The 24,320-nt window shown below is 67.3% G+C and carries 21 protein-coding genes, 2 tRNA genes and 1 riboswitch; of the genes, 2 read left to right on the top strand and 21 right to left on the bottom strand.

Annotated elements, in window-relative coordinates; all coding sequences use genetic code 11:
* Positions 1–3: 3 nt before the first annotated feature.
* From J2T23_RS00415 to J2T23_RS00400, 4 genes are all read right to left on the bottom strand, one after another.
* Positions 4–1,356, bottom strand: coding sequence for an extracellular solute-binding protein (locus J2T23_RS00415; RefSeq protein ID WP_307356272.1), 1,353 nt, complete (start codon positions 1,354–1,356; stop codon positions 4–6).
* A gap of 7 nt (positions 1,357–1,363) precedes the next feature.
* Positions 1,364–2,563, bottom strand: coding sequence for an ROK family transcriptional regulator (locus J2T23_RS00410; RefSeq protein ID WP_141160238.1), 1,200 nt, complete (start codon positions 2,561–2,563; stop codon positions 1,364–1,366).
* Between the two features lie 181 nt (positions 2,564–2,744).
* Positions 2,745–3,917 (bottom strand): class I SAM-dependent methyltransferase, encoded by a 1,173-nt coding sequence (locus tag J2T23_RS00405; RefSeq protein ID WP_307356266.1) that lies wholly within the window; start codon positions 3,915–3,917, stop codon positions 2,745–2,747.
* A gap of 50 nt (positions 3,918–3,967) precedes the next feature.
* Positions 3,968–5,050 carry an FAD-dependent oxidoreductase gene (locus tag J2T23_RS00400; protein WP_307356263.1) on the bottom strand — a complete coding sequence of 361 codons (1,083 nt, stop codon included), beginning with the start codon at positions 5,048–5,050 and terminating at the stop codon, positions 3,968–3,970.
* Between the two features lie 46 nt (positions 5,051–5,096).
* Here J2T23_RS00400 and J2T23_RS00395 point away from each other — a divergent pair, with 46 nt between their 5' ends.
* Positions 5,097–6,431, top strand: coding sequence for a class I SAM-dependent methyltransferase (locus J2T23_RS00395; protein WP_307356260.1), 1,335 nt, complete (start codon positions 5,097–5,099; stop codon positions 6,429–6,431).
* Between the two features lie 75 nt (positions 6,432–6,506).
* Here the strand turns inward: J2T23_RS00395 and mctP are convergent, their stop codons facing one another.
* The 15 genes from mctP to J2T23_RS00320 all read right to left on the bottom strand — a co-directional run bounded on the left by mctP (position 6,507) and on the right by J2T23_RS00320 (position 22,214).
* On the bottom strand, positions 6,507–8,183 hold the full coding sequence (gene mctP / locus J2T23_RS00390; protein WP_141181715.1) for a monocarboxylate uptake permease MctP: 1,677 nt from the start codon (positions 8,181–8,183) through the stop codon (positions 6,507–6,509).
* Positions 8,180–8,551 (bottom strand): DUF3311 domain-containing protein, encoded by a 372-nt coding sequence (locus tag J2T23_RS00385; RefSeq protein WP_141181716.1) that lies wholly within the window; start codon positions 8,549–8,551, stop codon positions 8,180–8,182. Before J2T23_RS00385 ends, mctP begins: the two co-directional genes overlap by 4 nt.
* A gap of 188 nt (positions 8,552–8,739) precedes the next feature.
* Positions 8,740–8,815, bottom strand: a tRNA-Ala gene (locus J2T23_RS00380).
* 165 nt (positions 8,816–8,980) lie between these two features.
* Positions 8,981–9,053: transfer RNA gene (locus tag J2T23_RS00375), tRNA-Ala, on the bottom strand.
* A gap of 114 nt (positions 9,054–9,167) precedes the next feature.
* Positions 9,168–9,569: a ribosome silencing factor gene (gene rsfS / locus J2T23_RS00370; protein WP_141160232.1), complete on the bottom strand. Its 402-nt coding sequence runs from the start codon at positions 9,567–9,569 to the stop codon at positions 9,168–9,170.
* Positions 9,570–9,611: 42 nt separating this feature from the next.
* A complete protein-coding gene (locus J2T23_RS00365) occupies positions 9,612–10,892 on the bottom strand; it encodes a hypothetical protein (protein WP_307356251.1) in 1,281 nt (426 codons plus the stop codon).
* 7 nt (positions 10,893–10,899) lie between these two features.
* Positions 10,900–11,631 (bottom strand): nicotinate-nucleotide adenylyltransferase, encoded by a 732-nt coding sequence (gene nadD, locus J2T23_RS00360; RefSeq protein ID WP_370871438.1) that lies wholly within the window; start codon positions 11,629–11,631, stop codon positions 10,900–10,902.
* Positions 11,570–11,809 carry a hypothetical protein gene (locus tag J2T23_RS00355; RefSeq protein WP_141160230.1) on the bottom strand — a complete coding sequence of 80 codons (240 nt, stop codon included), beginning with the start codon at positions 11,807–11,809 and terminating at the stop codon, positions 11,570–11,572. Before J2T23_RS00355 ends, nadD begins: the two co-directional genes overlap by 62 nt.
* 78 nt (positions 11,810–11,887) lie before the next feature.
* On the bottom strand, positions 11,888–13,255 hold the full coding sequence (locus J2T23_RS00350) for a glutamate-5-semialdehyde dehydrogenase (RefSeq protein ID WP_307356247.1): 1,368 nt from the start codon (positions 13,253–13,255) through the stop codon (positions 11,888–11,890).
* A 26-nt stretch (positions 13,256–13,281) separates the two neighbouring features.
* On the bottom strand, positions 13,282–14,418 hold the full coding sequence (gene proB / locus J2T23_RS00345; RefSeq protein ID WP_210418933.1) for a glutamate 5-kinase: 1,137 nt from the start codon (positions 14,416–14,418) through the stop codon (positions 13,282–13,284).
* 4 nt (positions 14,419–14,422) lie between these two features.
* On the bottom strand, positions 14,423–16,012 hold the full coding sequence (obgE, locus tag J2T23_RS00340; RefSeq protein WP_307356240.1) for a GTPase ObgE: 1,590 nt from the start codon (positions 16,010–16,012) through the stop codon (positions 14,423–14,425).
* Positions 16,013–16,129: 117 nt separating this feature from the next.
* Positions 16,130–16,393 carry a 50S ribosomal protein L27 gene (rpmA, locus tag J2T23_RS00335; RefSeq protein WP_009372867.1) on the bottom strand — a complete coding sequence of 88 codons (264 nt, stop codon included), beginning with the start codon at positions 16,391–16,393 and terminating at the stop codon, positions 16,130–16,132.
* A gap of 61 nt (positions 16,394–16,454) precedes the next feature.
* Positions 16,455–16,763, bottom strand: coding sequence for a 50S ribosomal protein L21 (rplU, locus tag J2T23_RS00330; protein WP_003803420.1), 309 nt, complete (start codon positions 16,761–16,763; stop codon positions 16,455–16,457).
* Positions 16,764–17,025: 262 nt separating this feature from the next.
* Positions 17,026–18,546 carry a bifunctional hydroxymethylpyrimidine kinase/phosphomethylpyrimidine kinase gene (thiD, locus tag J2T23_RS00325; RefSeq protein WP_307357098.1) on the bottom strand — a complete coding sequence of 507 codons (1,521 nt, stop codon included), beginning with the start codon at positions 18,544–18,546 and terminating at the stop codon, positions 17,026–17,028.
* A gap of 7 nt (positions 18,547–18,553) precedes the next feature.
* Positions 18,554–18,651, bottom strand: a riboswitch (TPP riboswitch).
* Between the two features lie 158 nt (positions 18,652–18,809).
* Positions 18,810–22,214, bottom strand: a complete 3,405-nt coding sequence (locus tag J2T23_RS00320) for an Rne/Rng family ribonuclease (RefSeq protein ID WP_307356236.1) — start codon at positions 22,212–22,214, stop codon at positions 18,810–18,812.
* Positions 22,215–22,652: 438 nt separating this feature from the next.
* Here J2T23_RS00320 and J2T23_RS00315 point away from each other — a divergent pair, with 438 nt between their 5' ends.
* Positions 22,653–23,321 (top strand): vitamin K epoxide reductase family protein, encoded by a 669-nt coding sequence (locus tag J2T23_RS00315; protein WP_307356234.1) that lies wholly within the window; start codon positions 22,653–22,655, stop codon positions 23,319–23,321.
* Positions 23,322–23,384: 63 nt separating this feature from the next.
* Here J2T23_RS00315 and ndk read toward each other — a convergent pair whose 3' ends face one another.
* Positions 23,385–23,804 (bottom strand): nucleoside-diphosphate kinase, encoded by a 420-nt coding sequence (gene ndk / locus J2T23_RS00310; RefSeq protein ID WP_141160224.1) that lies wholly within the window; start codon positions 23,802–23,804, stop codon positions 23,385–23,387.
* A gap of 51 nt (positions 23,805–23,855) precedes the next feature.
* Entirely contained in the window at positions 23,856–24,320 is a 465-nt protein-coding gene (locus J2T23_RS00305) for a DUF4233 domain-containing protein (RefSeq protein ID WP_141161556.1), read from the bottom strand.

Here is a 24,320-nt window from a genome sequence, read left to right as displayed (position 1 = left end):
CGCTTACTTCCGGATGGTTTTGTCGCCGCCCACAATGCCGGCCACGGCCGCGTCGTAATCGGCTGCCGACTGTTCCGGGGTCCTGTTACCGGTGATAACGGCTTCGGTGGCCTCCTGCACGGCAGCGGAGATCCGCGGATAGTCGGACGTCGCGGGGCGGTACCGGGTGACCGCGACCAGGCTGGACACGTCCTTCACGAACGGGTTGGCAGATTGGTAGCCGGGGTCGGCAGCAACGTCGGTGCGGACGGCGATCTGCGAGCTGTCCACCGTGAACCTGAGAGAGTTCTTTGCGTCCAGGGCGGTGGTCAGGAATTTGAACGCGAGGTCGGGCTGCTTGGTTTCCGCGCCCACGGCCAACGTCCATCCTCCGGACATGCTCACTGCGCCGGGCGGCGCGCCGGTCTGGGTTGGGAACGGGGCCACTGCCATGTCCTGCCCGTAGCCCGGCCAGGCGTAGCTGCCGCCGTCCTGCCAGAACGACGGCGCGTAGGAGCCTTCCACGATTGCGCCAAGTTTTGCCTTCGGGAACCATTCGCCGAACACCTTTTTCCAGACGTTCGGATCCAGCGCCTCGGCCGGAGGCACTGCGAGCTTTTCCCCATAGAGGGTTTTGAGGAAGGCCAGCGAATCCTTGAAGCCGGCCGAGCCCACAACCCACTTCTTCGAATCCTGGTCATAAAGGGCCGCCCCGGTGCCGTACAGGAGCTCGTAGAAACCCTGCATCACGCTTCCTTCACCGGTGCCCTTGCCGGCATACATGTTGAAGGGAATCACATCCGGCTGGGAGGCCTTGATCTTCCTGGCGGTGTCCAGGATCTCCTGCCAGCTTGACGGGCGCCACGGCAGGCCAATGCCGGCAGCCTCAAAAACCTTCTTGTTGTACCAGATGGCACGCGTGTCGGTGCCCAGCGGGACCGCGTACGTGCCGCCGTCGTCCGCTTTGCCTGCTTCCTTGGCGCCGGCATCGAACTTGCTCCAGTCCCCCCACCCGGACAGGCGGCTGTCCAGGTTCAGGAGGTAGCCGGCGTCCACGTCGGAGCGGACCTTGAACGTGTCCTCGTAGAAGACGTCCGGGGCGGTGGAGGGCGACCGCAGCGCCAGCGCCAGCTTGGTGCCGTAATCGTCGTCATTGGCCTGGATGGGCTGCAGCTCAATTGCCACACCCTGGTTGGCGGCCTCGAACTCCTTCTTCGCCTCCTGGAACATGGTGTCCAGTGCCGTGAACGAGTCTGTTTTCTGGTACGCCACCTTGATGGTCCGGTTTCCGCCGGCAGGATCGGCGGGGGTGCAGGCCGCGAGGACCAGGACTGCGGCGGCCGCCAGCGATGCGGCTTTGGATGCCCGGCGGAACACGGCCCCGTCAGCTTTCCAGCAGGAGCCGCTGGGCGCGCGGCGCGAGCGTATGTTCCAGGACCAGCGAGGCGGCGCCGATGGCGCCCACGTCCTCCCCCACCCCTGTACCCACGACTTCGATGGGGTGGATCAGGCGTGCGGCGCTGTTGGCGTCCAGCAGCGGCGGGACCAGTTCGAGGTAGCGCTGCGACAGGCAGGTCCAGAACGGGCCACCGAAGACCACCCGTTCAACATCCAGGGTGTTGGTGACCACCGAGACCGCCCGGGCAACCAGGACGGCGGACTTGTCCAGGATGGCGGCGGCGCCCTCGTCGCCGGCGTAGGCACGGGCGCACAGCTCGGAAAAGCTCTGCTGGATTTCGGCGGCACTCCCGGCCTGGGCCCCCTCCAGGACTCCCGCTGCCACAGCTTCCGCCACCAGGACCTGCGGTATGCAGGATGACTTCACGCAGCCGCGCTGGCCGCAATCGCAGGGCGGTCCGTCCGGGTCCACGATGATGTGGCCGATCTCGCCGGCGTTGCCGGATGTGCCGCGGACCACCTCATCGTTCAGGACGATCCCGCAGCCGATGCCGGTCCCCATGTACATGAACACGAAACTGCCGGCGCCGCTGGGGCCGCCCGCCCATGTTTCCGCCACGGCGGCGCTGGTGACGTCCTTGTCCACCAGCACGGAATAGCCGGTGGCCTTGGCCAGCGCGTTCCGCAGTTCCACCCTGTCCCATCCGGGAAGCAGTGGCGGGTCCACCACGGTGCCGTGGTCCAGGTCGATGGGACCTGGAGCGGCCACTCCGAGTCCTGCGATGCGGGCATGGTCCACGCCGGAATCCTCCACGAGCTGGGCCAGCTCCGCGGCGATGGTGGCGATCACGGCGGCGGGATCGTTTCCGCCCGGGGTCTTGATCCGGGAGTGCCGCACCACGGCTCCCACGAGGTCAAGCACCACGAATGTGGTCACGGCCGGGTCCAGGTGGACACCGAGGGCGTACATGCCGCCGGGGTTCAGGCGCAGGATGGTGCGGGGCTTGCCGGGGCCGCTGCCCTCCTTGCCGGCTTCGACGATCAGGTTCTGGTCCAGCAGGCGGCGGGATATGTTCGAGATGGTCTGCGGCGACAGGCCAACGATCTGGGCGAGTTCCACCCGGCTCAGTCCCCCGGAGGTCCTGCGGATTGCGTCGAGGATGACCGTGAGGTTGAAGTCCCCCATCCTGGGCAAGTTGGTTCCGCGCCTCGGAGAGGATTGGCGGATCTCAGACACGGTGTCCCCTAAACGTCTTCGGCTACCTGGCGGTGGTGATGCTTTGAATCGTACGTTAAGCGTCCGCCACCGCCCACATGTCCTGCCAGCGGCGCGGCGGATGTCGTGGCCGGTGAGGGGAGGGAAGGGGTCAGTGGGACCTGCGGGTGCTGCGGGTGACGGTGAACTTCGGGTTACGGCCCTCCACCGCGGTGGGCCCGACGGACCGCTCCAGGGCGGGCAGGTAGTCCAGGTGCCGGTTGTACACCGTCCACAGCTCGCCCCCCGGAGCCAGGACCCGTCCCGCGGCTTCGATCATCTTCACCCCGGCGCCGGCGTGCACCCCGGCACCAACATGGAACGGCGGGTTCAGGAGTACGGCGTCCACCGAGCCGTCCGCGAAGGTGCTGAGCGCATCGTCCTGCAGCACCGTGATCCGGTTCCCAAGACCATTCAGGCAGGCGGTGGCCAGGGCGGACTGGACGGCCGCCGCGGACTGGTCGGTTGCCGTCACCGCGGCCTCCGGGAACTGCCTGGCATACATTGCGGCGAGGATACCGGTGCCGCATCCGAGGTCGACGGCGTGGCGTGCCGGCTTCATGGCGGGCAGGAACGTCAGCAGGAAGCGCGTGCCGATGTCCAGCCTGGCGCCGGCGAAGACAGCGCCGTGCGCGGCAACGTCCAGGTCCAGTTCCGCAAGGTGTTCAACCACCGGAAAACGCGGGGATGCGGCGGCGGTTTTGGGACCGGCCGCGAGGAGGATCCGCGATTTTTGCCGCGCCAGCTGCGGCTGCACGGACACGAAATACCGTTCAAGGACGGCGTTCATGCCCAGTGACATGTGCTTCACCCGCCCACCTGCGAGCAGCCGGACATCCGGTGCGGCGTACCTGGCAACGGCGGCAGCGATCTCCTCAAGCTCGGCGAGGGTCTTGGGGAGTTGCAGCAGGACGGTGTCCGCTCCGGCCAGCAGTTCGGGCCCCAGGGGCAGCTGCATGAAACTGGACCCGGCGCTGTCCGCCGGAAGCCCGGCAGCCTCCCGCCTCGCTGACAGTTCGGCCGCGTTCAGCCGCAGGGCCCGCTCCCCGGTGACCAGGTCCTGGTGCACGCGAAGCGACGCCGGGGCCAAGGTCTCGGCGGTGCCAAGAGTGAGTGCTCCGTAGCGGTCTCCAATAACCGCCAAGCCACCGCCCGCCCGTCCCAGGGCGACAGCTGTTTCAAGCAAGAGCCGGTCGGTGGCATCCCAGGCCTGCAGATTGGGGGCTTCCACATCAGGCCGCCGTCGCAGCCCGTCGAAGATGCCCGCCAGGGTGTTTGCTGCCACCGGTGTGCTGCCGCCTTCTGTCGCCTCTGCCGGCCCCGGGACCCGGGGCATCACCCCCACGTTACCGGTTCCGCCGCCGTCGCCATCGCCGGCAGCTTAAGGATCGCTGCCACTGCTGCCCGTCCGGCACGGTTGGCGCCGATGGTGGACGACGACGGGCCGTACCCGACCAGGTGGACGCGCGGCTCGGCCGCCACCTGCGTTCCGTCCATGGCGATCCCGCCGCCCGGTCCCCGCAGGTGGAGCGGCGCCAGGTGTTCCAGTTCCGCCCTGAACCCTGTGGCCCACAGGATGACATCGGCCTTGAGCAGGGTGCCGTCGGCGAGGCGGACCCCCTCGGGTTCAATGGCGGTAAACATGGGCTGCCGGTCCAGCGCGCCCCGTTCCTTCGCTGCACGAAGGGCGGGCGTCCAGATCAGGCCCGTCACCGATACGACGCTTTGCGGTGGGAGCCCCATGCGGACGCGCTCCTCCACGAGTGCCACGGCGTCATGGCCCGCCCTGGCATCAAACGCTTCGTCGCGCCACACCGGCTCCCGGCGCGTGAACCAGCTGGTGGAAGTGACGCGGGAAATCTCCTCCAGCAGCCCCACGGCAGAAATCCCGCCGCCCACCACGATCACGTGCCGGCCGCGGAACTCATCCGCGGACACGTAGTCGGCCACATGCAGTTGCCTGCCGCGGAACGAGGAACGGCCGGGATAGATGGGCCAAAACGGGCGGGTCCACGTGCCCGTGGCGTTGATGAGTGCCTTGGCGCGCCAGTCGCCGTCGGACGTTTCGATCCGCAGCCGCCCGGCCGGATTGCTGTCCTCGCGCCGCACGGCCCGCACCTTCACCGGCCGGTGGACGGCAAGCCCCAGCTCCGCCTCATAGCCGGCGAAATAGCGGGTCAGGAATTCCGAGCTTGGTTCCGCGGGGTCCACCTCCGGCTTGGCGATCCCGGGAAGGTCGCTGATCCCGTTGACGGTGGCCATGCGCAGGCTCTTCCAGCGGTGCCGCCACGCGCCGCCGGGACCTTCCTCGGCGTCGAGCACGGCGAAGCTGAGCCCGCGGCGCTGGAGATGGTACGCCGCCGACAGGCCTGCCTGGCCGGCCCCGATGACCACCACATCGGTTGGGTCAGGAATCACTCCCCCATGATAGTCGCGGAGGGCTGCCGGGCCTTAGGGTGGGCGCATGGACACTGAAGACGCCGGACAGAGCGGAACCGGAGCGTGCGGGCACGCCGCCAGGCTGGAGAAGGCGCTGGGGGTGGTTTTGGGCACCAGCGAAGTCCCGCTGAGGCTGCGGGCATGGGACGGCTCGGAAGCAGGCCCCGCCAACGCACCGGTCCTGGAGTTCAAGTCCCGGAAGGCTTTGCGGCGGATGCTCTGGTCACCGGGGCAGCTTGGCCTGAGCCGGGCGTACGTGGCAGGCGACATCGACGCCCCCGGTGACATCTTCGAAGCCTTCGCTGCGTTGAGTTCGGCCGGGAAGTTCGCCGAGCCCGGACCCTTCCGGCCGCTTTCCGCCAGCGAACTCTGGCTGCTGGTGCGTACCGCGGTCCGGCTGGGCGCTGTTGGACCCAGCCCTGCCCCTCCGCCCGAAGAGGCGCGGATCGCCAGGAAGGGCAGGATGCACTCCCGTGGACGGGATTCGGCCGCCATCTCGCATCACTACGACGTCGGCAACGATTTTTACGCCTTGGTGCTGGGACCCTCAATGGTCTACTCCTGCGCTGTGTGGCCGGACGAAGGCGCCCCTCCCGGCGGCGGGCCGGACAATGGACTGGACTCGGCGCAGGAAGCCAAGCTGGACCTTGTCTGCCGCAAGCTGGGCCTCCAGCCCGGGATGCGGGTCCTCGATGTTGGCTGCGGGTGGGGCAGCTTCGCCCTCCATGCCGCGGCAAGGTACGGCGCCAGGGTGGTGGGCGTGACGCTGTCAATGGAGCAGGCCATCCTGGCACGCAAGCGCGCAGCCGACGCCGGCCTCACCGACAGGGTGGAGATCCGGGTCCAGGACTACCGGGACGTCAACGACGGGCCCTACGATGCCATCAGCTCCATCGGCATGTCCGAGCACGTGGGACGGCCCCAGACCCCTGCCTATGCCGCAGCGCTCTTCGGGCTGCTCCGCCCCGGCGGCCGGCTGCTGAACCATGCCATCTCCTGGAACGCCGGCCCCACCGCCCCTGATCCCGACTCATTCATCCCCCGGTACGTCTTCCCGGACGGCGAGATGATCAGCCTGGGCGAAATGGTGTCCGCCCTGGAGACTGCCCGGTTCGAAGTCCTCGACGTGGAAGCACTGCGCCCCCACTACGCGCTGACCCTCCGGGCGTGGGTCAGGCGGCTGGAGCAGAACTGGGCGGAAGCGGTGCAATTGGCCGGAGAAGGGCGCGCGCGGGTGTGGCGGCTGTATATGGCGGCCAGCGCCATCGGATTCGAAAACGGACTCACTGGAGTCAACCAGGTCCTGGTGCGCCGTCCGGGCGGGGAGGAACCGCCGTTGCGCCGCACAGCCTGGCTGTGACGCAAGCGCCTTCCTGCCGGGACGCAACCTGGCAGGAAGGCGGCTTGGCGACCCCGCGGTCAGGCCCCAGTCCGGCTAGGCCACCGGGGAAGGTCCGCCCGGCTGGGTGAAGTGCTGGGTCTTTTCGATCTGCACCACTTTGGGATCCGTTTCATCGGCGGCGTAGTCCGTGGGGCGGGTAAGGTCTTCGCCGGTCCGGACCTTGAGGGCCCGCATCACCAGGGTCAGCACGGCGGCGACCACCAGGTTCAGCGCGAACGCCGACACGGCAATGTAGACGCTGAAGTCCGTGCCGGGAATGGGGGCCACCGAACCACCAAAGTGTGCCTTGGTCACGGGGTTGACCACGTTGTAGGCGGAGACGGTACCGAAGATGATGCCCACCGCCCAGCCGATCAGCAGGGCCCAGCGGTCGAACCAGCGTGTGTAGAGGCCGGCCACCACTGCGGGGAAGGTCTGCAGGATCCAGATGCCGCCCAGCAGCTGCATGTTGATGGCCGCCGACTGGTCCATGGCGATCACGAAAACCAGGGCGCCCACCTTCACCACCAGGGAGACAATCTTGGACACCTTCGCCTCCGTCTTTGGATCGACGTCCGGGCGGATGAAGTCGCGGTAGATGTTCCGGGTGAACATGTTGGCGGCGGCAATGGACATGATCGCTGCAGGCACCAGGGCCCCGATGGCAATCGCGGCCAGTGCGATCCCGGCGAACCAGGCCGGGAAGTGGTCAAGGAACAGCTGCGGGACCACCAGCTGCGGATTGACCGATCCGTCCAGGTCGATTGGCTTGGTGCCCGCCTTAATGGCCACGAAACCCAGCAGGGCCAGGAATCCGAGCATCAGGGAGTACAGCGGCAGGATGGCGGCATTGCGGCGGATGGTGTTGCGTGCCTTCGAGGCCAGCACCGCGGTCACCGAGTGCGGATACATGAACAGCGCCATGGCCGAGCCCAGCGCCAGCGACCAGTAGGCGGAGTAGTTTGCCGCCCCGGGGACGAAGACACCCGCCGGCTTGCCCGTGGCCTGGTTCACCGCGCCCAGCTTGGTCTGCGCCGCCCCGAAAATGGTGTCCCAGCCGCCGAACTTGATGGGCAGGTAGATCACGGCGACAATCACCGCAAGGTAGATCAGGAGGTCCTTCACGACGGCGATCATCGCCGGGGCGCGCAGGCCCGAGGTGTAGGTGTAGGCGGCCAGGACCACGAAGGCCAGGATCAGCGGCAGGTCGGTCAGCAGCACGTTGCCGGAGCTCCCCAGGCCAAGGACGGTAAGGACTGCCTTGATACCCACCAGCTGCAGCGCAATGTAGGGCATGGTGGCGACGATGCCCGTCACGGCCACGGCCAGGGAGAGCCAGCGGCTGCCATAGCGGCCGCCCACGAAGTCCGCCGAGGTGACGTAGCCGTGGCGGTGCGATACGGACCACAGCCGGCTCATGATGATGAAGATGATCGGATACAGGACGATCGTGTACGGAACCGCGAAGAAGCCGCTTACCGCGCCGGTGGCCCACATGGCTGCCGGCACCGCCACGAAGGTGTACGCGGTGTAGAGGTCCCCGCCCAGGAGGAACCAGGTGATCCAGGTGCCGAAGCCGCGGCCGCCCAGTCCCCACTCGTCCAGGCTGTGCAGCCCTTCCACTTCGGTGCTGCGGCGCCACTTGGCGGCGAGGAAGCCCATCACGGCCACGATGACGAACAGCAGCACCACAATGATCAGGGCAGTCCAGTTGATCTCGCGCGTGTTCATGGCCGGCCACCTCCCAACCCGGCCCCGGCGGAGCCACTGCCTGCCTGGGGCGGGCCACCTGCGCGCGCCTCGGCCCGCCGTCGTCGGTCTTCCTTGGTGACCAGCCAGTACGCACTGCCGGTCAGGATCGCAGAGATTGGCACCCACAGCAGCTGGTACCAGTAGAAGAAGGGCATCCCTGCCAGCCGCGGCGCGTCAAAGGAGTAGAGCTGCGGCATCAATGGGAAAAGGATGGCGGCGGCCAGCAGGATACCGGCGCCGATATAGGGTGCGGGCCTGGCCGGTCCGCGGATAGCGGTGTCCCGGGTCAGGCGCGGTTCATCGGGAAAAGCCCCGCCGTTGCGGTCGTAGCCGTCTGCGTGGGACATCTGTGACCTCCTCGTCAGCCTGTCCCGCGGCCGCCGCTTTGGATGAAAGCTGTCCGGAGGCGGGACGATGTGCCCTCAACCACAGTTGTACCGCGCTTTGACCTGCGCCGGAAGGGTTTCGGCCCAGTATCGGTTGCCGGTGGCAACAAAAAAGGGAACCATCACGGGTGATGGTTCCCTTTCCGTACTGGTGGAGCTGAGGGGACTCGAACCCCTGACCCCCTGCATGCCATGCAGGTGCGCTACCAGCTGCGCCACAGCCCCGTACGTTTGTTTTCCGGTGGAATTCCCCGGAGCAACCTGACCAGAGTAATGCACTTTTCCGCTGGACGCCAATCGGCGGTAATCAGGCGTTTGGGCACCCCAACACGACGCCTTGACGCGACAAAAAAGTCCGCCGGAACCACATGGTTCCGGCGGACTTTCCGGTGGAGCTGAGGGGACTCGAACCCCTGACCCCCTGCATGCCATGCAGGTGCGCTACCAGCTGCGCCACAGCCCCGGATTGTTGCTGCCCTTGCGAGCTATCTTCAGGGTCTCCCCCGAAGCAACTCAAATATCTTAGAACAGCATTTCCGAAAATTCCAAATTGGGAATATTCGCCGCCAGGCGTGGCCTACTCGCTGTCGGAAACAGCGCCGGCTTTGGCTGACGCGTCATCACCGAGCTCCAGGTCGACGACGGGGCAATCCTTCCAGAGACGCTCAAGGGCGTAGAACACGCGGTCCTCCTCGTGCTGGACGTGGATCACGACGTCGGCGTAGTCCAACAGGACCCAGCGGCCGCCGGACCGGCCCTCGCGGCGCACCGGCCGCAGGTCCTGCTTGGCGAGCTCTTCCTCGATGCCGTCCACGATGGCGTTGACCTGGCGTTCGCTGGGCGCCGAGGCGATGAGGAAGACATCGGCGAGGGCCAAACGTTCGCTGACGTCCATGGCGACGATGTCCTGGGCGATCTTGTCCGCGGCGGCCTTGGCGGCCGTGCGGGCTATAGCGATGGACGATGATGTTGCAGTCACAAGACTCCTTGTTTTGGTTAAGTGTTGGTGCCGGCTGGCAGGTCAGCGGGACATGCCGCTGACGATCAGGATGATCCCGGCGATGAGGGCCAGGATCCCGAAGGCGAGGATGCAGAACTGGAGAATGCGGTTCCGGCGGGCCCTGGTGAGGCCGGCGGTGGCGGCATCCAGGGGATCGAGCCCGTAGGCGGAGCGGGCGGGAACCCGGGGAAGGTCTTCGAAAAGATCCTCCGACTGGTCTTCCGGCCGCGAAACCGGCTTGGGACGGCTGGCGGCTTTGGCAGCCGCCTCGGCGCGGGCGATGACCTGTGAGCGGCCGGTTGCCGCATCCGGGGCTGGCGCTTTGGGCCGTGCGGCGGGCCTCCGTTTTCCAGCGCCCGGTACTTTCGTGCCGGGCACCTTGGTACCGGGCCGTGTGGTCACCGGAACGTGGGAGGTGGCCGGCGGTTTCATGACCGGCCGCTCCACGCCCGGCACCTGGACGAACTCCAGGGGCGTCACCATCGCGAGGTTGCTGGCCGTTGACGGGCCCGCGGTGTCCTTTTGCGCCGGAGCGTTGCCGGGGGCGCCGGCGGGATTGCCGGCCTGCTCGGCAAGTTTCTGCCGGGCCATGGCGCGGCGGTTCAAGACGGCGGCCCGTTCGGCCAACGCAATTTGCTCAGCCAGGATTTCGGGATCCACGGCTTCCGGATCCAGGGAAGCGATGTGCTCCATCTTGGCAATCTGGTTCCTGGCCTGCGCGGCGATGAGTGCGCGCGCTTCCAGGGCCTGTTCCACCGTCATGCCCTCCGGGGCGCCGGCGGGGGCATGGGCAGGGTTGATTGCGTTGGTATTGTCCGCGCCCTCTCCTGCCCCGCCGGTATCTTTGCCTGGTGTGGCAGGCTTGGGGGTACCTGGCGTGGCCGCCTTGCCCGCACGAGGAGGGGACGCCGGAACGATGGGGTTGGCGGACGTCAGGGCCTGCTCCTTGAGCTGCTGCAAGCGCAGCTGGCGCCGTGTGGGGGGCCCGCCGGCAGCAAGCTGCCCTTCCTTTTCCTCAAGCTCCTTGATGGTGCGCAGTGCGGCACGGTCGCGGGCGCGGATCTGGGAGGAGCGTTGCATGGCGGCCTGGTCCGACGGCGCCTGGGTGTGGGCTGCCGGGGCGGCTCCCCCTGCGGAACCGGAGGCGGGCGCCGAATCCTGGCCGTCCTGCGCGGGCGCGCTGTCAGCCGGCCGGTTAGCGGCCGGTGGGCGCTGCTCCGTGGCAGGCGAGGTGGCCTGCTGGGCGTCCCTGGCCTTCCGGAGTTCCCGGCGGCTGCGGATTGGGGGCTGTTCCTGACTCATTGAGAACTCATTCAGTACTGGCTGGTTCGCGTGCTTCGGACGTTGCGTCATCCGCGCCTGCCGGTGCCTCCGAGTACAGACCGTACTTGGCGATGTACTGGACCACCCCGTCCGGGACGAGGTACCAGACCGGGCTGTTGGAGGCTACCCGGGCGCGGCAGTCCGTCGACGAGATGGCCATGGCGGGCACTTCCAGAAGGCTGACGTCGTCCCGGCCCATGCCGTCCAGAACGTGCCCGGGCCGGGTCACGCCAACGAAGTGGGCGAGCGACCAGAGTTCGTCGATGTCCTTCCACGACAGGATCTGCGCCAGCGCATCCGCGCCGGTGATGAAGAACAGGTCGGCGTCCGGGCGCTGCGCCCTGAGGTCGCGCAGGGTGTCGATGGTGTACGTGGGACCGGGGCGGTCGACGTCGACACGGCTGACGGTGAAGCGTGGATTGGAGGCCGTGGCGATGACGGTCATCAGGTAGCGGTGTTCGGGCTCGCTGACCTGTTTATGGGACTTCTGCCATGGCTGCCCGGTGGGAACGAAGACCACCTCGTCAAGGTCGAACTCCGCTGCGACTTCGCTGGCCGCCACAAGGTGGCCGTGGTGGATGGGATCGAAAGTCCCGCCCATCACGCCCAGCCGCAGCCTCCCCCGGGCCCCATTGCGTTGCAGGTTGTGGGAAATGTTAGTGGCCCTGCCCGCGATCGTGCTTGTTGGGGTGCTGGCGGTGCGGATCCGCGTGCTCATCCGTGGCAGCGTGCCGGTTGCCCAGGTTGTTGTAGGACCAGGCAATGAGCATCAGCACCACCAGGATGCCGAACATGGACACGCCGAAGACCCACGGCTCGGCCCACAGGGGCGCGAGCTCCTCGTGGCCTGATTCGCCTGCAGCGGCGACGGACGTGGCAATCTGCTGGAGCAGCATTTTCTCCCCTTGTTCAAGGATTTACAGGCAGCGGAACCTTCCGCTGCTTTCCGGGTTCTGGTCTATGTTACCGCGTTGCTACCCGCGGACCTGGCCTTCGCCCTGGACGATCCACTTCGTGGTGGTGAGTTCGGTCAGGCCCATGGGACCGCGGGCATGCAGCTTCTGCGTGGAGATGCCAACCTCCGCACCCAGGCCCAGTTCCCCGCCGTCGGTGAACCGGGTGGAGGCGTTGACGATTACCGCAGCGGAGTCAACCTCGGCGATGAAACGCTCGGCATTGGCGAGGCTGTTGGTGAGGATCGCCTCGGTGTGGCCGGTGGACCAGGTCCGGATGTGCTGGACGGCTTCGTCCAGGCTGTCCACCATTGCCACGGCCAGGTCCAGGTCCATGTACTCCGTTTCCCAGTCCGCGTCCGTCGCCGGTTCGGTTTCGACCGTGGCGGGCAGTGCGGCACTGATGCGCCCGTCCACGTGGAGCCGGACACCGGCGCTGCGGAGGGCGGAGGCGACGGCGGGAAGCACCGTTGAGCCGGAATGGACCAGCAGTGTCTCCACGGTATTGCAGACACTGGGCCGCTGGGTCTTGGCGTTGAGCAGGATCTCCACGGCCATGTTCTCGTCGGCGGACTCATCGATGAAGATGTGGACGTTTCCCTCCCCTGTTTCGATGACCGGCACGGCGGAGTTGGTGACCACGGTCTGGATCAGGTCCCGGCCGCCGCGGGGAATCAGGACATCCACCCTTCCGCGGGCTTTCATCAGGACGGTGGCGCCTGCACGGCCGTACTGGTCCACGGTCTGGACTGCGTCAGCCGGCAGGCCAACGGATTCCAGGGCTTCGCGGAGGATCCGGACCAGCACCTGGTTGGTGGCTTCTGCCGCGCTGCCGCCGCGGAGGATGACGGCGTTGCCACTCTTGAGGGCAAGTCCTGCTATGTCAACAGTGACATTGGGCCGTGCCTCGTAGATGGCAGCAACCACCCCCATGGGCACATTGACCTGGCGGAGGCGCAGCCCGTTGGGGAGGGTCTGCCCGCGCACCACGTTGCCCACGGGGTCCGGAAGGCCGGCCAGGTTTTCCAGGGCCGCCACCAGCCCGGCGACGCGGGATTCGGTGAGGGTGAGCCGGTCCAGGAGGGCAGCGGAGGTCCCGTTGGCCTTGCCCCGCTGCACATCCATGGCGTTGGCAGCGAGGATGGCCGGGACATTCTCCTGCAGGGCGGCGCCCACGGCACGGAGGGCACGGTCTTTCCAGGCCCGGTTGGCGGTGGCCATTCGACGGGCGGCCAGGCGGGCGCGGTCGGTGATGGCGTGGACGGCCGACTCCACCCCGGCAGCGGACAAGGGTGCCTCGGCCGATTCCGGTTCTGCTGCGGGAACCGGCTGCTCCTGCGCAGCGGTGGTTCCGGAATGTTCAGCAGCGTGGATCAGGGCGTCAGTCATGATCCAAGTTTAGGCGAGGAGGCAGCTCAGACCAGCACCAGGTCATCAACATGAACAACTTCACGGTTGTAGCCGCTGCCCATTTCCTCCCCCAGCTCATGCGTTGACCGTCCCAGCATCCGCGGCAGCTCCTCGGAGGAGTAGTTCACCAGGCCGCGGGCAATAATGGTGCCGTCGGCTCCGGCCAGCTCAACGGCGTCGCCGGCTTCAAATTCGCCATGCACGGCGGAGATGCCAGCCGGCAGCAGGGACGTGCGGTGGTGCCGCACAGCGCGGACTGCCCCCTCGTCCAGGACCAGCCGGCCCTGGACCGACGCAACGTGCGCCAGCCACAGGAGGCGGACCGGTTTGCGGGAGCCGTTGACGGCGAACCACGTGCCCACGTCCTCGCCGTTCAAGGCCGCTGCGGCATTGGGTGTGGACGTCACCAAGGCGTGGATTCCCGATCCTGCCGCCATGCCGGCGGCCTCCACTTTGGTCATCATGCCCCCGGTGCCCACGCCCGCCTTGCCCGCCTTGCCAATGGATACGCCCTCGAGGTCGTGGGCGCCGGTGACCAGCGGGATTCGCCTGGCACCCTGGGAAGGTGGGCCGTCATAGAGGGAGTCGACGTCGGACAGCAGCACGAGTGCGTCGGCGCGCACCAGGTGGGCCACCAGGGCGGCCAGCCGGTCGTTGTCGCCGAAGCGGATCTCATGGGTGGCCACGGTGTCGTTTTCGTTGACCACCGGGACTACCCCAAGGTTCAGCAGCCGGTCCATGGCGCGGAGGGCGTTGGTGTGCTGGCTGCGGCGCATCAGGTCCTCGGCGGTCAGCAGGACCTGGCTGACGGTGACCCCATGGGCACCGAAGGCCTGGGTGTACCGGGCCATCAGGAGCCCCTGGCCCACGCTGGCAGCGGCCTGCTGGGTGGCCAGGTCGCGGGGCCGTTTGGCCAGACCAAGCGGCGCCAGGCCTGCGGCGATGGCGCCCGAGGACACCAGGATGATCTCGGCGCCCGCATTGCGCTTGGCCGCCAGGGCGTCAGCGAGGGCGGTCAGTGATTCCTCCGAGATGCCGCCCTTGATGCTGGTCAGCGACGAGGAGCCTACCTTGACCACGATCCGGCGGGCCCCGGCCAGCGCGCTCCTGTCCCCCGCGGGCACGGCGGGTACTGCAGTCATGCCCCTAGAGGTCATCGTCCGCTTCCAGTCCGCTTTCCTTGACGGGCTGGGCGGCACGGCGGCCGCTGACGGACTCGGTCCAGATCCCGGCTTTCCGCTCTGCCTCGAGCTCCGCCCGGGCGGCAGCCTTGGCGTCGCGGCGCTCCTGCTGCTCTTCGCGCTTCTGGCTGCGGGTGGGGCGGTCGCCGATATCGGCGAACCGGACGTCGGTGCCGCGCGGCGACGCCAGGAGCTCAGCCCCTGCCATCATGGTGGGCTCCCAGTCGAACACCACGCCGTCGTCCTCGCCAATGACCACGGTGTCACCGGGCTTGGCGCCCTGCTTGAACAGTTCGGTTTCAACACCGAGCCGGGCGAGCCGGTCCGCCAGGTAGCCGATGGCCTCTTCGTTGGTGAAGTCGGTCTGCTTGACCCAGCGCACGGGCTTTTCGCCCAGGACGCGGAACAGCGGTTCCAGGTTCTTTTCCTCGCGGCGGATCTTGAACCCGGCTTCGTTGACTGCACGCGGCCGCAGCACCGCGGGCTGCACCTTGGGCGGTGCGGCAGCCACCGCATCCCGGGCTGCCTTGACGATCTCCGCCATGGCGAAACCGAGCTGGCGCAGGCCCTCATGGCTGGTGGCGGATACTTCGAACACACGGTAGCCGCGCGACTCGAGTTCCGGACGCACGAATTCCGCCATGTCCTTGCCGTCGGGCAGGTCCACCTTGTTCAGCGCGACCAGCCGTGGGCGGTGGTTCAGGGGAACCACTTCACCGTCCTGGCCGGCATAGCTCATGTCGACGGCGTACTTCTCCAGCTCAACCTCGATGATGGCGAGGTCCGTGAGCGGGTCCCGGTCCGATTCAAGGGTGCCGCAGTCCAGCACGTGGACCAGGGCCGCACAGCGCTCGACGTGGCGGAGGAAGTTGTGGCCCAGGCCCCGCCCCTCACTGGCGCCCTCGATGAGGCCGGGTACGTCGGCGATGGTGAACCGTACGTCGCCGGCCTGCACCACGCCGAGGTTGGGAACCAGGGTGGTGAACGGGTAGTCGGCGATCTTGGGCCGGGCGGCGGACATGGCTGCAATCAAGCTGGACTTGCCCGCTGACGGGAAGCCCACCAGCGCGATGTCGGCAATGCTCTTGAGTTCCAGGACGATGTCCCGGGAATCCCCCTCGATGCCGAGCAGCGCGAAGCCGGGGGCGCGGCGCTTTTGTGAGGACAGGGCAGCGTTGCCGAGCCCGCCCAGGCCGCCGGCGGCTGCCACGAACTCGGCGCCTTCCCCCACGAGATCGGCCAGGACTTCGCCGTCCTTGGTCTTGACCACCGTGCCGTCCGGAACGGGGAGGATCAGGGTCTCGCCGTTCTTGCCGCCGCGCCAGTCGCCCATGCCGGGACCGCCGTTGCTCGCGTGCCGGTGCGGTGCGTGGTGGTAGTCGAGGAGCGTAGTGGTCTGGTGGTCCACGCGCAGGATCACGTCGCCGCCGTTGCCGCCGTTCCCGCCGTCGGGACCGCCGAGTGGCTTGAACTTCTCGCGGTGGACGGAGACGCAACCATGGCCGCCGGTTCCGCCGGATACATGCAGTACTACCCGGTCTACAAAGCTGGCCACGTGGATCTCCTCAGGTGCTGTTTATGGGGCGCCCGGGGACGCCACATCGATTGTAATGCTGTTAAAAGAACAGTGGAGCGGACCCTCAGGCCCGCTCCACCGCTTCAGAACTGGTTGTTACTCTGCAGCTGCAGCAGCAACGATGTTGACTACGCGACGACCGCGGCGGGTGCCGAATTCAACGGCGCCCGGGGTCAGTGCGAACAGGGTGTCGTCACCGCCACGGCCAACGCCGGCGCCGGGGTGGAAGTGGGTGCCACGCTGGCGGACGATGATCTCGCCGGCGGAAACAACCTGGCCGCCGAAGCGCTTGACGCCGAGGTACTGAGCGTTGGAATCGCGACCGTTGCGAGTGGAGCTCGCGCCCTTTTTATGTGCCATCTGAAATGCCTGCCTCTAAATTCTGGGGAATCTGTTGAAATACCTGAACAGTAACCGGTGGTTACTTGATGCCGGTGATCTTGACCTTGGTCAGTTCCTGGCGGTGACCCTGGCGCTTCTTGTAGCCGGTCTTGTTCTTGAACTTCTGGATGACAATCTTAGGACCACGCAGGTCCTGGAGGATTTCAGCCGTAACAGTTACCTTGGCCAGGTCAGCGGCGGCGGAGGTGACCTTGTCACCATCAACCAGGAGCAGTGCGGGCAGCTCAATGGTGCTGCCGGCTCCACCGGCGACGCGGTTCAGGGTAACGAAGTCTCCAACGGAAACCTTCTCTTGGCGGCCGCCTGCGCGGACAATCGCGTACACCACTTGGGAACTCACTTCTCTCGACGTTTATTACAAAATTTGCGTGCGGAACCGACTCAAAAAAGCCAGGGTTCGCGCTGTGCCTCAACGCCGTGGGGTCATAACCCAAGTGTTGGCGTAAGCACCGAAGATCCAGAATACGCTAAATCCATCTACGGCCGCAAATGAGGCTGGTTCCGGCGGCCCGGGTGTGGTAGTAACCACACTCCGACAGGCAGCACCGCAACCATGGACTCCATCATAGCGGCGGCGCTGCCCACAGGGTTCAGGAATGCAACCTCGGCGCGTCGAAGAATTCCACTTCCAGGCGGCAGGACTGCTTGAACGCAGTCACCATCGCCGCGCGTTCGTGGTCGGAGGCCCTCCGCCCTGCTGCGTCCACGATGGCGATGGCGCGGCGGGTGGCCTCGGCGAAGCCCTCGTCCGCGTAGGTCCGGAGCCATGCTGCGTAGGCGTGGCCGCCCGGCTCTCCCGAGGCAAGGAACCGGGCGTGCAGCTTTTCCCCGACTTCGGCGTAAAGCCAGAAGCAGGGCAGGACGGCGGCGGCCAGGACGGCGTAGCTTCCCGACGCCGATGCTGCGGTGAGGTGGTCCACGTAGGCCTTGGTGACGGGGCCGAGTCCGCCCTGGGCGGGGCGGGTGCTGAGCCACGAGCGGTGCAGCTCCGACTCCACTTCCAGGCATTGCTGCGATGATCCGGCCCAGAACAGCTGCTCCCCTTCTGACGGGGCCAGGGCACTCGCCCGGGCAAGGACCCGGGAGTAGCCGTTCAGGTACAGGGCATCCTGCGCCAGGTAGTAGGCGAAATCCTTCTCGGCCAGGTCCCCGGTGGCCAGGCCGTGGATGAAGTCCAGGGCGTAGATGTCGGCCAGGTCCTGCTGGGCTTCCGTCCACAGCCGGGCAGCGAAAGCGCCTTCCGCGAGGGCCGGCCGCACGTGGTGGAAATGGTGCACGGGGCCGTTTCCCCGGCCCACTTCAAGCTGCTCCGACTTCTCAAGGGCGCCGGCAAGCCATGGCTTGACCGTTCGGAGCGATGCCTCCCAGTCGCCAAGGCGTGCCTGGACGGTGGCTATCGCGGAGGACAGGGAACAGCCGGTGCCGTGGCTGTTGCGCGTGTCGATGCGGTTTCCCTGCACCTCCACCACTTCCCCTGGCAGGAGGCCTGCCGTATTGACCAGCGCATCCGGGCAGTCCGCACCCGCCAGGTGCCCGCCCTTGACAAGGATGGTGGCGCCGGTGGCATCCGCCAGGCGCCTCCCCTGCTCCAGCGCTGCCGCCCAGCTGTCTGCTGGATCCGCGCCCACCAGCATGGCAAGCTCCGGCAGGTTGGGCGTAATGAGGTGGGCCAGGGGCAAGATGTCCCGGAGGGCGGCCTCGGCGGACTCTTTCAGCAGCCGGTCGCCGCTGGTGGCCACCATCACCGGGTCCAGGACAACGACGGCGGGACGGACCTTCTCCAGCCAGTGCCGGACAGTGCGGATCACGGCCTCGTCCCCCAGCATGCCGATCTTGACGGCGTCAATGGAGATATCATCGCTGACCGCGTCCAGCTGCTGTGCCAGGAAGGCTGCGGGAGGAACGTGGACTGCCTGTACACCGCACGTGTTCTGCGCCGTCAGCGCCGTGATGGCAGCCATGCCGTAACCGCCGTGGGCGGCAATGCTTTTCAGGTCGGCCTGGATGCCTGCGCCCCCGGACGGGTCGGAGCCGGCGATGGACAGGACCCGCGGGACTTCCCGGCCGGTTGGCAGCCCGGTGCCGGCGGCGGAGGAAGCTGGCAGGGGCATGGAAAGGGTCGAAGACAAGAGACATCCCTTCGCCGGTACTAGCCGGACAGGTTCAACGGGTCTGGATCTCAGCCGGCCTGCTGCGCGGCACCCCGTGTCGGTTCCTACCCTAGCCCGTGCGCCGCACCCGGAAAAAGGTAACAACGGCCGCCGCAAAAATGGGCCATCCCGCAACGGCAGGAATCCCCGCCCCGCACGGTACCCCCGGTAATCCGGGTGGACCGATGCGCAGGACGGGGATTCCTGGCTGGAAGCTCCTGTGCCTAGAGTTCCGAGGCAGGCACCCCGACGCCGAGGATGATGGGTTCCTCGGCCGCCTTCCGCGGTTCCGGCTGGTCCTTCGCGGGTTCGGGGGCCTTCGCTGCGTGCGAGTGCCCACCGGCATCAGCCTGGACGTTTTCATGGTGCTGGACGGCGGTCTCGTTGGCGGCACCCTGGGCACGGCTGGCGGCCCGGTGGCGCCGGGGGCGGCGCTGCCGGGACTGCTCCAGCGTGTGGTCCGAATAGTCCTTTTCAGGGGACGCCTCAGGAGCGGCACCGGCGCGGGCTCCCGCCGCCCCTGCGCCGGCCGGCTGCTCCGGTGCTGCCTCTTCTGCTGCCTGCAGAGCCTCTGCCTGATTGGCAGGCGCATGCCCCACAGGGGAAGCCGGCTGGCCCAGGTGTGCGAATGCTTCCGCAAGCCGGTCCAGCGTCAGGGCAGGCTTCGGATGCTGTTCCCCGGCGTGCTCCACGAACGGAAGCGGGACTTCCTCGCCGCCGAACGTGAGGACGGCTGCGGGACGTGCCGGGGCATCGGCGTCGTGCTTCTCCTCAACGGGTACCTGCGCAGGCTCCGCGGCCGGCACCTGCCGGGCAGCCGCTACCTCGTCGTCGTGCAGGTGGGCCGCATGGGCGGCAGCGGCGATGTTCGCCAGGGCAAGCCTGGTTGCCTCCGCCTTGGCGTGCCGCTCGGCGTCGGACGGGTCCGGCTGGACGGTGTGGACATGGACGGCAGGTGCCGGGGCAGCCTCGGGCTGCTGGCCGCCGCGTCCCCGCCGCCGCTTGCGTTCGGACCGGACGCCGGGCTGGGCGTCGTTCCGCTGCGCTTCCGGGCGGGCCTCCGCACGGGTTTCGGGCCGGTTGTCGGTGCGCTGGACGTGGTGCTCGGCCGCCACCGTGTTGGCCCGGCGGTGCTCCACGGGGTCGTCGTGGGTCACGACGCCCCGGCCGGCGCAGGCCTCGCACTGCTCGCCGAACACCTCCAGCAGGCCGGTGCCCATGCGCTTGCGCGTCATCTGGACCAGTCCGAGTGAGGTCACTTCGGCAACCTGGTGCTTGGTCCGGTCGCGGCCCAGGCACTCAACCAGGCGGCGCAGGACCAGGTCGCGGTTGGATTCGAGCACCATGTCGATGAAGTCGATCACGATGATGCCGCCGATGTCGCGCAGCCGCAGCTGGCGCACCACTTCCTCGGCCGCTTCGAGGTTGTTCTTGGTGACGGTTTCCTCGAGGTTGCCGCCGCTGCCGGTGAACTTGCCCGTGTTGACGTCCACCACGGTCATGGCCTCGGTGCGGTCGATCACCAGGGAGCCGCCGGAGGGCAGGAAGACCTTCCGTTCGAGGGCTTTGTGGATCTGTTCGTCGATTCGCCAGGCGGAGAAGATGTCCTGGTCCTTGGTCCACTTCTCGAGCCGGCCCACAAGGTCCGGCGCCACGTAGGTGACGTAGGCCTCGATGGTGTCCCAGGCCTCCTCGCCGGAAACGATGAGCTTGGAGAAGTCCTCGTTGAAGACGTCACGGACCACCTTGATGGTCAGGTCGGGTTCGCCGTAGAGGAGCTCGGGGGCCAGGATCTTGGTGGAGGTGGACTGGCTTTCGATGCCTTCCCACTGGGCGCGCAGCCGGTTGATGTCGTGCGTGAGCTCTTCCTCGGAAGCGCCCTCGGCGGCGGTGCGGACAATGACGCCGGCGTGCTCGGGAAGGCGGTCCTTGAGGATGCGCTTGAGCCGGTTGCGTTCGACGTCGGGCAGCTTCCGGGAGATGCCCGTCATGGAACCGCCGGGGACGTACACCAGGTAGCGGCCGGGCAGCGAGATCTGGCTGGTGAGGCGGGCACCCTTGTGGCCCACCGGGTCCTTGGTGACCTGGACCAGCACGGTGTCGCCGGACTTGAGCGCGTTCTCAATGCGCCGCTGCTTGCCCTCAAGGTTGACGGCTTCCCAGTTGACCTCGCCGGCGTACAGGACGGCATTGCGGCCGCGCCCGATGTCCACGAACGCCGCTTCCATGGATGGCAGCACGTTCTGGACCTTGCCCAGGTACACGTTGCCGATCAAGGAATCCTGCTGGGTCTTGGACACGAAGTGCTCTGCCAGGACGCCGTCTTCGAGGACGCCGATCTGGATTCTGTCATCGCGCTGGCGCACGATCATCTGGCGGTCCACGGATTCGCGGCGGGCCAGGAACTCGGCTTCGGTGATCACCGTGCGGCGGCGGCCGGTGTCGCGGGATTCGCGGCGGCGCTGCTTCTTGGCCTCAAGGCGGGTGGAGCCCTTGACGCTGGTGACCCGGTTGTTGACCGGCGCTTCACTGACCGCGCGCGGCGCACGGACCCTCGTCACCGTGTTGGGCGGATCGTCGTCTTCCCCACCGGTCAGCTCAAGGTCCTGGTCACCGCGGCGGCGGCGACGGCGGCGGCGGGACGTCACGCCGTCTTCCACCTGGCCTGCGTTGTCCTCGTCGGACTCGTCCTCAGCATCGGAACCGCTGTCCTCGTTGTCCTCCTCCGCCGTACCACCGATGCGGCTGCGGCCCCTGCGGCCACGGCTGCGGCGACGGCGGCGGCTGGAGGAATCCTCGGCGTCTTCGGATTCTTCTTCCTCAGGCTCCGCGGCGGCCGGCGCTGCGGGCCGGACTACGGTGCTGAGGTCCGGGGCCTGGAAGAGTACTGAGGTGGGGGAAGCGGGTTCCAGGAACAGCGAGCCGAAGGGGCTGGCGGCAGCGGCGGCCTCGCCGTCTTCCACTGCCGGCGCTTCCGTGGGCTGCTCCGGTGCCGGGGCCCCTTCCGTTGCAGGAACGGCTTCCTGCCCGGCGGGCACGTTCGCCTGCTCCACGTCCTGTTCCGCGATCTGGTCAGCGGCCTCCGGCAGCACTGCCTCCGGGGCTGCGGCGGCAGGTGTTTCACCAGCCGTTCCCGCGGAGTCGGCTGCGGGGGCGGCGGCTGGAGAGGCAGCCTTGCGGGTGGCTACCCGACGGCGGCGGACCGGCTTGGTTTCGGGATCTGCCGTTGCCTCCTGGGCAGGAACGGCAGGGCCGTCGGCGCCGGGGTCCGGAACTGCGGCCGGCGCGTCAACGGTCGCCACTTCGGCAGCACGCTCCGCGTCAGCGGCGAAGGCAGGCAGGGGTTCCGCGGTGTCGGCCTTCTTCCGGGCCCGGGTGCGCCGGGCGGGCGCCTTCTGCGCAGTGCCGGCTTCTTCGGCAGCGGTTGCGTCCACAGTGGTTGCTTCAACCGCGGTTTCTTGACCGGCCGGGTCTCCACCGGGGGCCGAATCGGCATCCGGTGCGCTGGTCACGGCATCCGCAGGGGCATGCCCGGTTTTGGGTGCCGCCTTGCGGCGGGTCCGCGGTGCCCTCTTGGGCGCGGCAGCCGCTGCTTCATCGTTAACGGCGAGTTCCTGGTCATTCTCCATATGTGGCAACACTCCTGCCCCTGACGTACCGCCACATCCGGCACCCATTGGGGCACATATTGTCAACACCCGCAGGCATTGACAGAAGTCAAGTGGATACTCCCAGGTTCGCACCGTCGTTGGGGTGCGGCAGCCCGTGGGAGCCGGCGGATGTTCTGAAAACCCGTTGTTCTGCGTGCTACAACCAGGTGCCGCCCAATGGAGTCGCGGGTGTGCCGGAAGAATCCGAAGCCTGCCCTGCTCATCATTGGCGGTCTTGGGAACAAACCACCGGACCGGAGTCCGAATGTGGATCGGCTTCCAGCCATGTTCATTCTCTCATACCCGCGCCGGATCGCAGCGGAAGCGGGCGTTGCTGTTCCTTTGCCTGTGTGGGGGCTCCAGCCGGCGGCGTTACAATCAGGCACAGGAGCACCGGACGAAAAGGACGCCATACCCATGCCCAGCATCTCTCCCGTCAGCGCCCACCAGCAGGAACGGGCCGCCGAGCCGCAGACCAGCGCCGCGGGAAGCCTTCCGCGGATGGCGCGTAACCGGCCCTTTGGTTGGTTGCTGGTCATCACCGGAATCGTCGGCTGGCTCGCTTCCGGAACCCTGGTCCTGGAAAAACTCGAGGTACTCAAGGACCCCAACCACACCACCGTGTGCGACGTGAATCCGTGGATCTCCTGCGGTCAGGTCATGCAGACCTGGCAAAGTTCCCTCTTCGGCTTCCCCAACATGTTTATCGGCATCGTGGCCTTCGCCATCACCATCACGGTGGGCATGGCCCTGCTGTCCGGAGCGACCTTTGCCCGCTGGTACTGGCTCGGGCTGCAGGCAGGAGTCACACTCGGCTTCGCGTTCGTCGTCTGGCTGTGGTCCCAGGCCCTGTACTCCATCCACATCCTGTGCCCGTTCTGCATGATCGTCTGGGCGGCCATGATCCCGCTCTTCGTGTGGACCACCATCCGGAACATCACGGCCGGCGTCATCCCCCTGCCCGCCCGGGCAACCCGCATCCTTGGCGATTCCGGCTGGATCATCACGGCGCTGCTGTATGTTGCCGTCATCGCCACCATCTTCTTCGCGTTCATCCAGGTGTTCGCGGGTACCTCGGGCTTTTAGGCCGCAGACGACAGAAGCCCTTGGTTCCGAAGAACCAAGGGCTTCTTGCTGTTCCGGGGCCGCTCAGCCCTGGAACCAGATCTTGATCTCCCGGTCGGCTGACTCAGTCGAGTCGGAGCCGTGGACCAGGTTCTGCTGCACCTTCAGGCCCCAGTCCCGGCCGAAGTCGCCGCGGATGGTGCCGGGGGCCGCCGTCGTGGGGTCCGTGGTGCCCGCCAGGGAGCGGAAGCCTTCGATGACACGGTGGCCTTCGAAAATGGCCGCCACCACGGGGCCGCTGAGCATGAATTCCACCAGGGGCTCGTAGAACGGCTTGCCCACGTGCTCCTCGTAGTGCTGCTCCAGGAGCTCACGGGTGGCGTCAACCTTCTTCAGCTCAACAAGGCTGTAGCCCTTGGCTTCGATGCGGGCCAGGATGGCCCCGGTCAGGTTACGGGCGACGCCGTCGGGCTTGATCAGGACGAGGGTGCGCTCAGTGGTCACAACTGCTCCAATGCGTTGGTGGGGTTTCGGGACAAGTCTACGGGGGCTGGCTTACGGGGTCTGCGGTTGGGCGGGACCCGCGGCCTGGTCGGGGTGCGTGGCTTCCCATTCGGCCTGTTCGCGGGCGCGCTGGGCGGCTTCCCGGTCCAGCCGGATGCCGGTGCGGATGCCGTACCACCAGGCCACCGCAAAGAGGGCGCCCACCAGGAACATGGCCGGCTCGAAAATGCCGGTCAGGATCAGGACGATCTGCAGGACCCATCCAAGGCCGATGCCCCAGGGCTTGTTGAGGACCGCGCAGGCGAAGACCATGACCACGCTGAGGGCAATGCCGACGCCGAGGATCAGGGCGGGCGGGAATTCCCCGCGGCGCAGCCCAAACACCACCAGCGTGGCAAAGAACATGACAAACGCTTCGAGCAGCAGCACGGTGGAGGCGAACATGACCTTGGTGGAACGCCGCTTCCTGGGCATGCCGGGCCGCCACTCGCGCTGCGCTTTTGTCAGTCTGGCCAT

Origin of the sequence: Pseudarthrobacter niigatensis (assembly GCF_030812615.1) — a bacterium.
In the GTDB taxonomy this organism is placed as follows: domain Bacteria; phylum Actinomycetota; class Actinomycetes; order Actinomycetales; family Micrococcaceae; genus Arthrobacter; species Arthrobacter niigatensis.
This window is presented reverse-complemented; position numbering and strand designations above follow the sequence as displayed.